The sequence below is a fragment of the Pseudomonas sp. R1-18 genome (assembly GCF_051132095.1).
GTDB lineage: Bacteria > Pseudomonadota > Gammaproteobacteria > Pseudomonadales > Pseudomonadaceae > Aquipseudomonas.
This window is the reverse complement of sequence record NZ_CP071658.1, coordinates 4296532-4311956: the sequence shown is the minus strand read 5'-3', so window position 1 is coordinate 4311956 and position 15425 is coordinate 4296532. Positions and strand designations below refer to the sequence as shown.

General features: G+C 62.5%; 9 protein-coding genes. 2 read left to right on the top strand and 7 right to left on the bottom strand.

Features of this window, described 5'->3' with window-relative positions; genetic code table 11:
• Positions 1-117: 117 nt before the first annotated feature.
• From accC to pbpC, 5 genes are all read right to left on the bottom strand, one after another.
• A complete protein-coding gene (gene accC / locus J3P77_RS19690) occupies positions 118-1461 on the bottom strand; it encodes an acetyl-CoA carboxylase biotin carboxylase subunit (RefSeq protein WP_434678243.1) in 1344 nt (447 codons plus the stop codon).
• 17 nt (positions 1462-1478) lie between these two features.
• On the bottom strand, positions 1479-1937 hold the full coding sequence (gene accB, locus J3P77_RS19685; protein WP_434678242.1) for an acetyl-CoA carboxylase biotin carboxyl carrier protein: 459 nt from the start codon (positions 1935-1937) through the stop codon (positions 1479-1481).
• Between the two features lie 82 nt (positions 1938-2019).
• Positions 2020-2472 (bottom strand): type II 3-dehydroquinate dehydratase, encoded by a 453-nt coding sequence (gene aroQ, locus J3P77_RS19680; protein ID WP_434678241.1) that lies wholly within the window; start codon positions 2470-2472, stop codon positions 2020-2022.
• A gap of 128 nt (positions 2473-2600) precedes the next feature.
• Entirely contained in the window at positions 2601-4385 is a 1785-nt protein-coding gene (locus J3P77_RS19675) for a protein-disulfide reductase DsbD (RefSeq protein WP_434678240.1), read from the bottom strand.
• Between the two features lie 172 nt (positions 4386-4557).
• Complete coding sequence (pbpC, locus tag J3P77_RS19670) at positions 4558-6873, bottom strand: peptidoglycan glycosyltransferase PbpC (RefSeq protein ID WP_434682077.1); 2316 nt, start codon at positions 6871-6873, stop codon at positions 4558-4560.
• A 188-nt stretch (positions 6874-7061) separates the two neighbouring features.
• Here pbpC and J3P77_RS19665 point away from each other — a divergent pair, with 188 nt between their 5' ends.
• Complete coding sequence (locus J3P77_RS19665) at positions 7062-7355, top strand: hypothetical protein (RefSeq protein WP_434678239.1); 294 nt, start codon at positions 7062-7064, stop codon at positions 7353-7355.
• Between the two features lie 64 nt (positions 7356-7419).
• Here J3P77_RS19665 and J3P77_RS19660 read toward each other — a convergent pair whose 3' ends face one another.
• Positions 7420-12369, bottom strand: a complete 4950-nt coding sequence (locus J3P77_RS19660) for an alpha-2-macroglobulin family protein (RefSeq protein WP_434678238.1) — start codon at positions 12367-12369, stop codon at positions 7420-7422.
• A 254-nt stretch (positions 12370-12623) separates the two neighbouring features.
• On the opposite strand from J3P77_RS19660, the gene J3P77_RS19655 reads away from it, so the two are divergent.
• Positions 12624-13964 (top strand): MATE family efflux transporter, encoded by a 1341-nt coding sequence (locus J3P77_RS19655; RefSeq protein ID WP_434678237.1) that lies wholly within the window; start codon positions 12624-12626, stop codon positions 13962-13964.
• On the opposite strand, the gene J3P77_RS19650 is transcribed toward J3P77_RS19655, so the two are convergent.
• On the bottom strand, positions 13866-15380 hold the full coding sequence (locus J3P77_RS19650; protein ID WP_434678236.1) for a type VI secretion system Vgr family protein: 1515 nt from the start codon (positions 15378-15380) through the stop codon (positions 13866-13868). The genes J3P77_RS19655 and J3P77_RS19650 overlap by 99 nt on opposite strands.
• Between the last annotated feature and the right edge of the window lie 45 nt (positions 15381-15425).

Here is a 15425-nt window from a genome sequence, read left to right as displayed (position 1 = left end):
TTACCTTCGATTCGGAATAGAGGTGCGGCGGGCCGCGAAAGCCGGCAAGTTTACTTCTAAGCGCCGCAAACAACAAAGCCGCATCACTGCGGCTTTATTGTTCTGAAACACACGGGCTTATTGATTGGCCAGTTTGTGTTCCAGGTAGTGGATGTTGACGCCGCCTTCGCAGAAGCCTTCATCGCGGGTCAGATCCCGGTGCAGCGGGATATTGGTCTTGATACCGTCAACCACGATCTCGTCCAGAGCGTTGCGCATGCGAGCCATGGCTTCGTCACGGGTCGCGCCCCAGGTGATCAGCTTGCCGATCAACGAGTCGTAATTGGACGGAACCTTGTAGCCGCTGTACAGGTGCGAGTCCACCCGTACGCCGTTGCCGCCTGGCGCGTGGAAGTGCTTGACCAGACCGGGGCTCGGAATGAACGTCTGTGGATCTTCAGCGTTGATCCGGCATTCCAGCGCGTGACCCTTGAAGATCACATCGTCCTGGGTGAACGACAGCTTGTTGCCAGCGGCGATGCTCAGCATCTCCTTGACGATGTCGATGCCGGTGATCATCTCCGATACCGGGTGTTCTACCTGGACACGGGTGTTCATTTCGATGAAGTAGAAACGGCCGTTTTCGTACAGGAACTCGAAAGTACCCGCACCGCGGTAGCCAATATCGATACACGCCTTGACGCAGGCGGCGAACACGTCCTTGCGGGCTTGTTCGTCGATGAACGGTGCCGGCGCTTCTTCCAGAACTTTCTGGTGACGACGCTGCAACGAGCAATCACGGTCGCCCAGGTGAATCGCGTTGCCCTGGCCGTCGGAAATGACCTGGACTTCCACGTGGCGTGGGTTGGTCAGGTACTTTTCCAGATAGACCATCGGGTTGCTGAACCAGGCGGCCGCTTCGGCGCGAGTCTGGGCAGCCGCTTCGATCAGCTCTTCTTCGCGATGAACCACGCGCATGCCGCGACCACCACCGCCACCGGCGGCTTTGATGATCACCGGGTAGCCGACTTCACGGCCAATGCGCAGCGCGGTTTCTTCGTCTTCCGGCAGCGGGCCGTCGGAGCCGGGAACGGTCGGCACGTTGGCGCGTTTCATGGCGTCCTTGGCAGACACCTTGTCGCCCATCAGGCGAATGGTGTCGGCTTTCGGGCCGATGAACGCAAAACCTGATTTTTCGACCTGTTCGGCGAAGTCAGCGTTTTCCGCCAGAAAGCCGTAGCCGGGGTGAATCGCCGTGGCGCCGGTCACTTCGGCGGCGGAGATGATCGCCGGAATGTTCAGGTACGACAGGTTGGCGGGTGCCGGACCGATGCAGACGGTTTCGTCCGCCAGGCCCAGGTGCATCAACTCGCGATCTGCCGTTGAGTGTACAGCGACGGTCTTGATGCCCAGTTCCTTACAGGCACGCAAGATGCGCAAGGCAATTTCGCCGCGGTTGGCGATCAGAACTTTTTCCAACATCGCAGGCTCTCCCCGGTTCAAACGATAGTGAACAGCGGCTGGTCAAATTCAACCGGCTGACCGTTTTCTACCAGGATGGATTCGATCACACCGCTGGCTTCGGCCTGGATGTGGTTCATCATTTTCATCGCTTCGACGATGCAAATGGTGTCGCCTTTCTTCACGGTCTGGCCGACTTCGACGAATGCAGGCGAAGTAGGTGCCGGAGTGCGGTAGAAGGTGCCGACCATTGGCGACTTGACCACGTGACCGTTCAGCTTGGGTGCCGATGGTGCTTCCGCGGCTGCGGCAATCGGTGCTGCGGCCGGTGCTGGAGCGGCTGGCGCTGCGACCGGAGCAGGCGCGTAGTAAGGCTGTGCCGGGGTTTTGCTGTGACGGCTGATCCGTACGGATTCTTCGCCTTCACGGATTTCCAGCTCGTCGATGCCGGACTCTTCCAGCAGTTCGATCAGTTTCTTGACTTTGCGAATATCCATTAATCATCAACTCCCAAGGGTCTGTCAGGGGTATTTTTCGGCGGCCGGTTCAAGCCCGCCGACCAGCGTCAGGCTATGCCGGTCACGGCTTGGAGCTAACGGCCAGTTGTTCCAGGGCGGCCTCCAGGGCCAGTCGGTATCCGCTGGCGCCAAGGCCGCAGATCACTCCTACAGCGACGTCTGAAAAGTAGGAGTGATGGCGGAAAGGTTCGCGTTTGTGCACGTTCGACAAATGCACTTCGATGAATGGGATGCTCACTCCCAGCAGCGCGTCACGTATTGCCACGCTTGTGTGCGTAAACGCCGCCGGATTGATCAGGATGAAATCCACGCCTTCATCGCGAGCGGCGTGAATGCGATCGATCAATTCGTACTCGGCATTGCTTTGCAGATACATCAGATGGTGCCCGGCATCGCGAGCGCGCTGCTCCAGATCCTGATTGATGTGCGCCAGGGTGATCGTGCCGTAGACGCCGGGTTCCCGGGTGCCGAGCAGGTTCAGGTTGGGGCCGTGAAGGACCAGGATAGTCGCCATTGAATGTTCCTTTTATTGTCTGCGAGCGTTAACGCCCGGCGACTATGCCGGAAGGGCAATGGACTGTCCAGTTAACCACAGTAGCCAACACGATGAGCGACATTCGCGCAAAGTTTATGACTCACGACCTAGATTTGGTCATTTGCTCCATTCAGGCGCTCCACGAGCCCCTGAGCGTCGATTTCTCCCACCACCCTGATTTTCGCCATCTCTTTACCGGCTTTATCGAAAAACAGAAGGGCAGGCGGGCCGAACAGTTTGTAGCGGTCGAGTAAAGCGCGTTGCTCGGCGTTGCTCTCAGTCATGTCGAATCGGACAAGGTTGTACCCCGACAGACGCTCAATGACTTGCGGATCCGGCAACACTTCGTGCTCGATGACTTTGCAGCTGATGCACCAGTCGGCGTACCAGTCGAGCAGCAACGGCTTGCCGGCGTTTTTCGCCTCGTTCAACACCCGGTCAAGTTCTGCGGCGGTACTGATGGTCTGCCACTGCGAGCTTGCGACCGTTGCTGCCGCGCCGTTGCCGAGTGCTGGTACCGCTCGACCGAGAGGTCGCATCGGGTCGGTCTGACCGCTTAACGCGCCGTACCAGCATGCCAGAGCGTAGACCAACAAAAACAACCCGATGAGTTGGGCAAGCTTTTGGCGAGGCGTTTTGTCGGTGAATTCCAGTGCGCCGAGAAACAGGGCGACACCCGCGCCGAGCAGGCCCACCTGCAACAGCGTGACCTGCCCCGGCAGAACGCGACTCAGCAGACCGATGGCGAGCGCCAGCAGCAACACGCCGATGGCGTTCTTCACAGTCACCAGCCAAGGGCCGCTTTTTGGCAGCCAGGCCGCGCCACCGGTGGCGACCAGCAGCAGCGGCGCGCCCATGCCCAGGCCCAGCGCAAAGAGTTTCAAGGCGCCGCCGATGGCGTCGCCGCTGGCACTGATGTACAGCAGCGCACCGGCCAATGGTGCCGAAACGCACGGCGAAACCAGCAGGCTGGAGACGACGCCCAATACCGCCGCGCCCCATAACGAGCCACCTTCGGTCTTACCCGCGATCCGGTCAAGGCGATTGCTGATGGCTTGTGGGAGGCGCAGCTCGAAGACGCCGAACATCGCGACGGCAAAGATGACGAAGAAGGCTGAAAACGGCACCAACACCCAGGCCGACTGTAGCCGCGCTTGCAGGTTGAGACCGGCTCCGAACACGCCCATCAGAGCGCCCAGCAGAGCAAAGCAGATCGCCATCGGCAATACGTAAGCCAGCGAAAGGCTCAAACCGCGCAGGCCGCCGACCTGGCCGCGCAATACTACGCCGGACAGGATCGGCAGCATCGGCAGCACGCAGGGCGTGAATGTCAGACCAATACCTGCAAGGAAAAACAGTGCCAGCTCTTTCCAGGTCCAGCCGGGTAGCGTTGTGGGCAGGGCGCTATCCGACGGCGAAGCGCTCACGTCGCCAATGGTCAGGCGTTCGGTTTCCGGGGGATAGCACAGGCCCTTGTCCGCACAGCCTTGATACGTGACCGCGAGCGTGAAAGGGCGCTGGTCATCGGGGTTGCGTGGCAGGTCGATGTCCAGAATGCCGTGGTAGACCTCGACGTCGCCGAAGTACTCATCATGCTTCTTTTCGCCTTGTGGTAACTGCGCCGCGCCGAGGCCGATATCGGCAGGCTCGGTGCGGAACTGGAAGCGATGGCGATACAGGTAATAGCCTTCAGTCGCCACGAAGCGCAGCTTCACCGACTGAGGCGTGGTTTCGATCAGGCTGAGCTGGAAGGCCTGACGAACGGGGAGAAATTCCTTGCTGTTATCCAGTGTTGCGCCACCGAACGTCGGCGCAGGGCGATTATCCAGCAGGCCGGCACCGGCGGCAGGCAGGGCCAGGATCAACAGCAACAGGCAAAACAAGCGGCGCATGGCGGCCTCGCATTTCGAAAGTCCGCGCATGATAACCAACTGCGCCCGGCTGTGCCCGTGGGAGCGGACTTGTCCGCGAAGAGTCAGGCATGGACGACACAAATCTTGCGGCTGTACCGACCTTTCGCGGACAAGTCCGCTCCTACCGTGGCCAGACCCACTGGGCCCGCGTTCAGTCCACCACATTGAATTCCACGCGCGCGGTCTGGCCGCTTTCGTCGAGCACGCTCAGTTCGTAGCGGCCCTGGCGCATCAGAGTGGTGGTGAAGTCCTGCTGGTTATCGGTGTCTGCCACCTGCGCGCCGTCGATGAACCACCAGCGCCGGCCGCTGCCACCCAGCGCCGAGAGTTTGAGGCGTAGCGGCTGGCGGCTCGCGCCGGGCAAGCGCAGGTTGTCGCCGTCGCGTACGCCGACGATGCTCAGCGGCGGTGCGAGGTTGAGGCTGTGCGGTGGGCAGGCCGGATCTACTGCTGGCAATCGCGCCTCGCGGCGTTCAGTACGCGGCAACCATGGCTCCAGCGGCGCGGGCCACAAGGCAACGTCGCGTGGCTGCGCTTGCGGACATCCGGCACCCACGCGCAACCCTGCGTCATTGACCCAGATCCGTTCCTGCAGACCCAGGCCCAGCGGCTGATCGGTGGCCTGCAAGGTTGGCGGCGTAGTACCGTCCAGCGTCCAGGCGAAACGCTGACGCCGGCAGTTCGGGTCGCTCTTGCTCATGGGCTGGCCCAGCGGCCAGCAGATCGCCGCGACACCGATGTTCATCGGCACCGGCTGGATCGGCGTGGCGATGCCGCGCTGGCTGTCGCGGTTGACCAGCACGTCGTGTACCTGAAGCATCAAAGGTGCCGCCGAAGCCAGACCGAACTGTCCGGGCACCGGCGTGCCGTCCGGGCGACCTATCCAGACGCCGACCAGAAAGCGCGGGCCTACGCCAATCGCCCAGGCATCACGAAAGCCATAACTGGTGCCGGTCTTCCAGGCCAGTTGCGGGCGCTGGACCAGCTCGGCCCGCGGATCGATGTCGGGGCGTGACTGACCACTGAGAATCCGCCGGATGATCCAGGCCGCGCCCGGCGACATCATTCGACGCTCCCGCAGGCGGTCGTCGGGCTGCAGGCGGATGTCGGCGCTTTTCCCGCCTCGGGCAAAGGCACTGTATCCGGCCACCAGTTCTTCCAGGCGGCTACCCGCGCCACCCAGAATCAGCGCCAGGTTCGGCTCGGCCAGCGGCGGCAACGTCAGCGGGATGCCACCGTTGCGCAACTCTGCGGCGAAGCGCTTCGGCCCGTAGACCTCCAGCAGCTGCACGGCCGGCAGATTGAGCGACATCGACAGCGCGGAACTGGCGGCCACCGGTCCGCCGAAGCCGGTGGAAAAGTTGCCGGGACGGTAATCGCCGTAACGGCGCGGCACGTCCTGCAGCAGCGATTCCGAGTGGATCAGCCCGGCATCCATCGCCATGCCGTACAGGAACGGTTTGAGGGTCGAACCCGGCGAGCGCAGCGCCGTGACCATGTCGACGTGACCGAAGCGCTTGGCATCATTGATATCCACCGAGCCCACATAAGCGCGTACCGCCATGGTTTCCGCTTCGACCACCAGAATCGCCGCCGAGGTGCGTTCCGGCAGGCGCGCACGCCAGCCCAGCAACAGGTCTTCCATGCGGCGTTGCAGCGTGGCATCCAGGGTTGTGCGAATCAGCGGCGGGCTGTTGGGGCGGTTCAGACGCCTGGCCAGCAACGGCGCCAGGCTCGGCTCCTGACGGGGCGCCAGCAGCAAAGGCTCTTCCAGCGCTTCATCGATGCTTGCCTGCGGCCACACCTGAAACTCGGCCAGACGGCGTAGCACTTTGTCTCGGGCAACCTGCGCCCGTTGCGGGTGCCGGTCCGGTCGCAACCTGCTCGGGGCCTGGGGCAGGACGGCCAGCAGGGCCGCTTCGGAGCGGGTCAGGTTCCGTGGCGATTTACCCAGATACGCCCAACTGGCTGCGGCGACGCCCTGCAACGTGCCGCCAAAGGGCGCGCGGTTGAGATAGATGCCGAGAATCTGTTCCTTGGAGAGGTGCCATTCAAGCTGTAGCGTGCGCCACAGCTGGCGAGTCTTGCCCGGCAGCGTCCGCGAATGCGGATCGAGCAGGCGCGCCACCTGCATCGACAGGGTGCTGCCGCCGGAAACGACCCGCGCATCGCTGAGGTTTTGCCAGGCTGCCCGCGCCAGTGCCAGCGGATTGACCCCGGGATGGCTGTAGAACCAGCGATCTTCGTAGGTCAGCAGCGCCTGAAGGTAATACGGCGAAACCTGATCGGTGCTGATCGGGTAACGCCAGACTCCATTGGCATCGGCGAAACGCCAGAGTGGTGTGCCGTCTTCGGCCAGCACCACACGAGCCAGGTCGTCCTTGGGGAGCGGAAGCGGCCAGATGCGGTCGGCCAGCCACAGCAGCGAGATCACCAGCAAGATGGCGACTGCCAGCCAGCGAAACACTCTGCAAAGGCGCGACGCCGCGCATTTCGCCTGCACGCGCGCCGCCAGCGGGCCGAGGTGACGAGTCAGATGTGCGGTAAATGCGGGTTTCACTGCGAAGAGCCTTTATCATCCACGGAACCAGGCACACTGCGCGATAGCCAAAGCGAGCAGATCATTTTTTTCAAGACCCCGATAAGGACAGACATATGCAGGTAGAAGGTTTTTTTGAATGGCTCGGACAGGCAATCGGGGCGGTGATCCGCTTCATCGTCGATGGCTTGGCATGGTTGTTCAATGGCTTTACCAACGCGGGGGGAAATTTCGTCGAGGGATTATCCCGCACGCTGGGGATGGATACCTCGCTGGTCAGCATCGTGGCGCTGGTCATCGGGTTGTTGCTGTTGTACTCGGCAATCCGCGCCTTCATGCGCGCCTCGATAGTGCTGGGCATTATCTGGCTGGCGCTGGGGCTGTGGTTACTGAGCTGGATCATGCACTGATCCACCGACCCGCGCCGGATCGTGCCCCTGCGCAAGCGGGCACGACCGGCGGGAAGGTTTCACATCACTTGCCTTTGACGACCATCTGCGCGGGCGCATCGCCCAGCGCTTGCCAGTTCGGCCGGTACATCGATTCCACCTGCGGCGGCGGTACGCGATAAGTCCCGGGCGTCACGGCGCGAGCCAGGTACAGCAGATGCACAGTGCTGCCGCCGTCGATATCCAGTGCCGCTACATATCGGTCACCACGATATTCCTGATGCTTGATGCCGGCGTTTTCCATCGACTCACGAATGGTCTTCACCGATTCGCTGGCATCCTCAAGGCTGGCCGCGCTCTGCGCCAGATTCTGATTTTCCAGCTCCAGGCCAGCAGGTAGCAGGTCGACGACCAATGCATCAGGCACTCGCTGCCGCGCGGCGACCTCCAGATGCACCAGCACCAGTTGCCCGGTTTTCAACGTGCCGACATTCAGCGGCGCGCCGCTCAACGTCAGGTACTCGCGACGAATGCCGAGGTTGTCGCCGCCCGCCGCGGGCGGTTGTGTCGGATAGCCGGAAACGGTCAGTTGCTGGAACAACGGCTCGCTGCCTGCATTCTGCACCGACAGCGGCGACGCCAGCGCCGGACCTTCGAGCTTGAGCCCGGGCTGCTTGCTGCTCAGTTCGTAGCTCTGATCGCCGCTGTAGAGTTTCGCGGCCCAGTCGGCTTGCGGTTTGTTGAGCAGGTTGCGACCGGCCAGAAACAGCGAATTGCTTTCCTGCGTCGACAGGTAGCGATTGGCGGCCACTTCGTCCGCCAGAGCGAAAAGGCGGTCGTCGCGCTTGTCGCGCGCCATGTCGTTCTCTTCCAGCAGGGCAAGAATCAACGCCTGGTCGCGTAGCGGGCTGCCGTAATCGGCCAGCCATTCGTCTTTGCGTCCGGCGGCGAGCCCTGCGGTCAATGCCAGTTCGGCGCGCGGTTTGTCGCCCATCTTTTCCAGCGCTGCCGCCAGTTGCACCAGCGGCAGACCGGAGCGGGCGTCGGTGCGACGGTCGAACAGGCTGCGCAAGGCTGCCAGCGGAGCCTGCTGACTGCGCGACAGCACGAGCCCGGCGTAAGCCTGCACGGCAAAGCGGGTGTGTTCAGCGTTCTGGCTGTAGTTGACCTGCACCTGACCGCCATCCTGCAGATAGCGCAGCAGACGCTCGTTGGCTTTCTTCAGCGAGTCCGGCGGCACAGCGTAGCCCTGATCGCGGGCGCGCAGCAGGAAGTCGGTCACGTATGCGGTCAGCCAGTACTCCTCTTCGCTGTCCGAACCCCACAACCCGAAGCTGCCGTTGTAGCGCTGCATGCCCAGCAGCCGCTCGATGCCGATCTCCACCTTGCGCTTGCGCTCGGCATCCGGCTCGCCGGTCAGGCCCAGACGTTTGAGCGTCGCGGCGTCGGCGTAGAGCGATGGGTACAGACCGCTGGCGGTCTGCTCCAGGCAACCGTAAGGGTAGGCTTTCAACGCACGGATCTGCTCGCCGAGGTTCAGCGGCGGACGGCTCGACACCGACACCAGTGCTTCACGTCCGGCAGATTCAAACGCGTCAAGCGCGCCTTCGGGCAGGCTCCACGGCTGATCGGTCAGCGTAGTGCGGTAATGCCGCAGCTGGGCTGGGAAGGCCGGGCGCACACCGATGGTCCACTCGCGAGAGAAGGGTGGCAGGTTTTCACCCGGCAGCTCCAGACCGTTGACCAGCACCTTGATCTTGCCCTGGCCAAGACCGCCATGAGCCGCCACTGGCACTTTGAGGGTGACGCGCTGGCCCTGCTTGAGTTGCAGGGTCTTGAGCTGGTCGCCACCCGGCACGCTCAATTGGCCTTCGGCGCTGATCGCGACGTCCAGCTTCTGGGCCTTGCCTGACAGATTCGACACATCCAGCGCGACGCTGGTCTGGTCGCCGCCAGCGAGGAAGCGCGGTGTCGACAGCTCGGCAATGATCGGGGCCGCGACCACGGTCTTGGCTTCGGCCATGCCATACCGGTCTTCGGTCCAGGCCTGGGCCATGATCCGCAGCTCGCCGTTGAAATCGGGGATGTCGACGCTGACTTCGCCTTCACCTTTGTCGTCGAGCGTCACTGCCGCGCTTTGCAGAGCGACGATGGTCACGCTGGTGTCGGGTCGCTTGCCGCCTTTGGCAAGGGCATCGCCACCGAAAGCCATGCTGGCCAGACGACCCTGACCCGCTTCGATGAGCTGGCCGTAGACATCCAGCTGGTCCGCGCCGTACTCCTTGCGACCGAACAGACTGGCGAACGGATCGGGCGTGGCATAGGACGTAATGTTGAGAATGCCGACATCGACCGCCGAGACCAGCACGCGTGCCTGCTTGGGCGCGCTGCCGTCGGCGTTCTTCGCGACCACCTTGAGTTTGAGCGGCTGTTTCGGGCGCATTTTCTCTGGAGCGGTGATGCTCAGCGCGAGCTTGCGCTGCGTACGATCCAGCGGCAGGTGCAGCACGCCAACGGCGCGCTTGGGGGTGATGTTGGCCTTGCGCTCGCCTGGGCGGACTACCAGCGCGGTGACATACAGGTCATGGCGTGCCCACTTCTTGTCGAGCGGGATTCCATACGCCTTGCCCTCGGCAGGAACATCGATTTCCTTCCACCACAGTGGACCTTCGCTGGATTCGACCAGCAGATAACCCTTGCCTGCGGCAGGTGGCGTGACCGTCACTTTCGCAGTGTCGCCGTCGGTGTAAGCAGGTTTATCCAGCGCGAGCTTGACCTGATCAGGGCGCACTGCGCCGCCCTCGGTGTTGTCCTGCCAGCGGTAACCGGCCCAGAACCGAATGCTGCTGACCATGCCGGTGGAAGGATCTTCCACCTCGACGCGGTACGGGCCCCACTCGACCGGAAAGCTGATTTTCGCTGTGGAGTCTTTGCGGACGCTGACTGTCTCTTCGCTCAGGTTGAGGAATTTTTCGTTGAAGTGGTAACTCCAGCCATCGCTGGCCGAGTAGTTCCAGTAGTAGTCACGGCGCTCGCGGACCAGACGCACCTTAAGATTGTCGGCGGCCAGCTTGCGGCCGGCGCTGTCGGCCATGACGATCTCGAACTCGGCTGGGCCGTCGCCATCGGTCTGGGCTTCACCGTTGCTCGCCTCATCATCGTATTCGTCACCACCGGTACCGGTACCGAACAGTGGGCGAACGCCCGGCAATTGTTCAGCAGGCCAGATCGGTTGCACCAGACGCCGGGTAATCGGACGTCCGCCGGACTCTTGCAGGCTGGCCTGCAGAATCAACTGCAATGGAGACTTGGCCGCGGTCCACTTGCTTTCCACGGTCAGGACCGAATGTCCGTTGGCGTCCAGCGTGCTGGGTTCCAGTTCCAGATCGTGCTTGAGGTCTTCCTCGGTGATCGAGCCGAACTGATAACCAGGCAGCGCAGGTACGGCTTCACGCAGCGGGCGCACGTAAATCTGGCCGGTCAGGTTGTTGCCCGATGCCGGCGCGCCGTAGAGATAGCGGCCGGTGATGTCGAATTCGGGATTGTCGGCCGGAGCGACCGGGGCGTCGCTGCCCTTGAGCTCCAGTGCCAGACGTTCCGGCAGGAAGTCTTCGACTTTGAATTCATACAGCTGTGGCCTGCCGTCGCCAAGATCGAACACCAACTGCCAACGGCCAGTGGGTGCTTCGTCCGCCAATTGCAATTGATACTGATAGAAGCCCGTGCTGTCGGCTTCCCAGACGAACTTGCGACTGACCTGATCGTCCGGGCGACGCACTTCGACCGTGATCGGCTGCGGTTTGACCGGATTACCGTCGGCATCGCGCAGCAGGCCGTTGAGCAGCACGGTCTCGCCCGGACGATAGAGATCGCGCGGGCCGAAAATAAAGAACTGCGACGGATGAGCCTGCGGGCCGGAAATATCAAACTCCGCCAGGTCCAGCGCCGAGCTGTTCAAGCGCAGCATGCTGGTCTGCTCGTCCTTGTGCGCCAGCACCACGGCGGCCTTGGCAGGTAACGGCAATTGGGCATGGCCATCGCTGTCGGTCTTGCTCTGGGCCACGACCTTTCCGTCGTTGTCATAGATGTCGATTTCGACACTGCCCAGCGCCTTGCCGCCGTCCAGCGCCTGAGTGAAAACGTCCAGGCGATTGCTGAAGCGATGCACCGAAAGCCCGATGTCACTGAGCGTAAACAGGGTTGCCGGCTGCGAGTAGCTGTAGGTGCCCGAAGCGCGCATCACTGCGAGGTAGACGCCTGGCTCTTGCAGCGCCTTGATTCCGGCAATTGGCAGCAGCAGAGTTTCGCGGGTGTTGCGTGCCGGCTTGAGGTCGAAGCGCCCTGCGTAGACCAGATCCGCCATCGGCAGCAGTTCTTCGGAGCCGTAGCTGGACATCGACGTGGAACCTTCCCACTCGCTCAGGAAACCGGGCAGTGAATCGGATTTGATTCGGAAAAATTCGACGTCAACCTTGTCAACGTTCAGCGCGATGACCGGCAGGCCCTCGGCCAGACGAGTCGGCAACAGGCTGCCACGGCTGGCGAAACCTACGGTCGGCTGCAGGTCGCGGGTCTCCAGGCGGCTGATGTATTCAGCGGCCAGTTTCGCCTTATTGACAGCCACAAGGCCCGCGTCGACGGTCAGCACCAGTTTGCGCTGGGGCTCCAGATGGCGCAGACGCAGCTCCATCAGGTTGTCCGAGAGCTCCCATGCGCCGTCCACCTTGCCGTTCTTGCTGTCCACCAGATGCAGCTTCTCGCCGAATTTCTGCTCCGGGTCCAGCGGTACGGAAAAGCTGACCGACAGGGTACTGGCGCCTTCTACCTGAATTTCAGACACGTCGATGACGGTCAGCTCACGGCCGGCATAACGCTTGCTCAGCGCGGCGAGGTCTACGGCGGGTTTGGGTTTGGTCTCGACAACCGCCGCTTGGGAGGCTGGCGCTGCGGCAGACGCCGGTTTGTCGGTGGAAGAGGAATCGCAGGCACTCAGCAGCGCAAGCGCGCAGGCCAGGAACAGTCCTTTGTTAAGCATGGGGCACTCACGAACGGGCAGTTGAGAGGCGCAGACTATATAGCAGTCGGCCTTACAATTTGAGACAAATCGCGCGTTTCGAGCCTGTGATTGTGATTACGTTCTCAACTGTAACGTAGGAAATTTCAGCGCTTGTTGTAGTCTGCTTCGTTGTTGCTGTCGGCCCTGGCAAATTGGCCTGTCACAGCGTTATCACAACCCGAGCGAACGGCGTCGTTTCCGACGCTACAATGCACGCCTTGCCGGGAGTCTTCATGTCCACCTTGTTAACCGATTGGCGTCATCGCCCCACCCATGGTCGTGTCTGGGCACTGGCGGCGCCGATGATCCTCTCCAACATTTCAGTGCCGCTCGTTGCCCTGGTCGACAGCGCGGTGATCGGCCATTTGCCCCACGCTCATCAACTGGGCGCCGTGGCGGTGGGTGCGACCCTGTATACATTTCTTGCGTGGGCGATGGGCTTTCTGCGCATGGGCACCACCGGCTTCGCCGCACAGGCCGCGGGCCGCAACGACGGCGCGGCGTTGCGTCAGGTGCTGCTGCAAGGTCTACTGATGGCGCTGGGCCTGGCTCTGCTGCTGGGGGTGGTTGCGCTGCCATTCAGCCATCTGGCACTGAGCATGATGCAGCCGTCGACCGACCTGCAGCAGATGACGCTGGAATTTTTCCATACCCGCCTGTTCGGTCTGCCTGCGGCGCTGGCCAGCTATGCGCTGGTGGGCTGGTTTCTCGGAACGCAGAACGCACGGGCACCGCTGGCGATCCTGCTGACCACCAACGTGGTGAATATCGTACTCAACCTCTGGTTCGTGCTCGGGCTGGACTGGGGCGTCGTCGGCTCGGCGCGTGCTTCGGTACTGGCTGAGTGGACGGGCGCGCTGCTCGGTCTTGCGCTGACTCGCCAAGGGTTGCGCGCCTGGCCCGGGCAGATTGTCTGGGCGGCATTGAAGTACTGGCGCAACTGGCGGCCCTTGCTGGCCGTCAACCGCGATATCTTCCTGCGCACCCTCGCGCTGCAGTCGGTCATGTTCCTGATTACGGTGCAAGGCGCGCGACTGGGGGATGCGACAGTCGCCGCCAATGCACTGTTGCTGAACGGCCTGTTGCTGACCTCGCACGCGCTGGACGGTCTGGCTCATGCCGTCGAGGCGCTGTGCGGTCACGCCATTGGCGCGCGTGACCGCACCACCTTGCGCCGCTCGCTGGTGGTGGCCGGTGGCTGGTCGCTGCTGGCCAGCATGGTTTTCGCCTTGCTGTTTCTGGCGGGCGGCCATCTGTTCGTCAGTCTGCAAACCGACATCCCGGAGGTCCGCGCGACGGCGATTACCTATCTGCCATACCTGGCGCTCATGCCGCTGCTGGCGGTCTGGAGTTATCTGCTTGACGGCCTGTTCATCGGCGCAACCCGTGCCCGGGAAATGCGCAACGCAATGCTGGTGAGCGTCGCGTTGATCGCACCCGTTGCGTCCGTGGCCAGCCATCAGAGCAATCACGCGCTATGGCTGACCTTCCTGGCCTTCACCCTTGTGCGTGGTCTGAGTCTGGGTTCCATCGCCTGGCGGCTGACCCGCACGGACGGCTGGTTCGACCGCTGAACCCGGGGTTTCATCGGGGTCCGGCTCTGCGGTGCGGCTGGCAAATGTAACTTGCGGGCTGATCAAGGTCAGGCCGCCTGCATCAAGGCGGATCTGGCTGGCGCCGACCCTGACGGTCAGTTCGTTGTTCCCGTGCAGATCCAGCGTCGGCCCGTCGTCAATGCGCAGGCTGCGGTTCTCGCCCAGTAGCATCTGCCAGTCGAGGTGCATGCGCACGCTATCCGGCTCTGGCGCGGTCTGCGGCTCAGGCTGCCGAGGCTGGCTGTCAGCCGAGGCATTCAGACCCGCGACGATGAGCGGACGATCGATGTCGCCGTCGACAAAGCTGACCGCTACCGCCATTCCGCCAACCATCGGCAGGTCCAGCCCGGACGCCAGCGATAGCCAGCAATCGCTGTAACGCGCGCCGTAGCCCTGACGGCCCCAGTCAAACTGGACCTGCACGCGGCGATGGCGATCACGTCTGGCTTCCTGGCCGGCAGGACCGAGAACCCAGGCCCGCTGCACCGTTGGAGGCTTATCGCGCGCAGCAGGATGGGGCGGGCAGAAACCGACTTCCCAAGGGGTAGCCTGAAAGCGGTTGCAGTAAGGATCCTGACTTTTGGATCGGTCATCGTGACGTGTCGCGTCGTGTTCCACCCCGGTCACCAGCCACATGTGGTTCCAGTCGGCAACCGGATGGTCGACCACTGGCAGCAGTTGCCCGGCGCTGACAAACGGCAGCGTGCTCGCGCCTCTGGCCTTTTCGCTGGCGCGGCTGCCTGGCGCATCTTCGCCCGAAGCCTCTACTGTGAATTTCGTAATGCCCGCTTGCTGCGGTACGGCTCGCCAGGGTGCGATTTCGCTGCGGGCGAAGCCGCGTAGCCCATCGCCGAAGATCAGCTCGGGATGTTCTCGCGAATGGACAAAGTGGTAGTGAATGCCTTCCTCGCTGCACAGGCGTTCGACCAGTTGCAGGTCGGTTTCCCGGTACTGTGTGCAGATATCGCGTACCCGGCATTCGGTCTTCAGGTCAAAACGGTACGAGCCTTTGCGAATGCCATGCTCTTCCAGCACGCGGGCGATGATCTGCGTCGCACTCAAATGCTGGAACAGGCGCGGGTTATTGCGCTGACCGAGGCAAGCCAGGCGGGGCCCGACTTTCAGCCTGTAACAGGCTGGGCCCGGTTGGTAGTGGCTGCGTGTCACGGCGTGGATCTGCCCGTTGAATCCGTGATGGCCGCCTTTGAAACTGATGAATACGGATTTGTACATCAGGCTTGCGGGATCCAGAGCGGAACCCTTGTTGATGATCTCGAATTCGAAAAGGTACGGCTGACTGATCGCTTCCGAGCCGCGCAACCATGTAATTGGGAAATGACGGCGCAGGCGGGCGACCTCCAGGCGAAGGAGTGGTACGCGGGCTGGGTGGTACATGGGAGCGGTTCTCTACCGGAAATGCGGCCGGGGATTCTGGCCGAG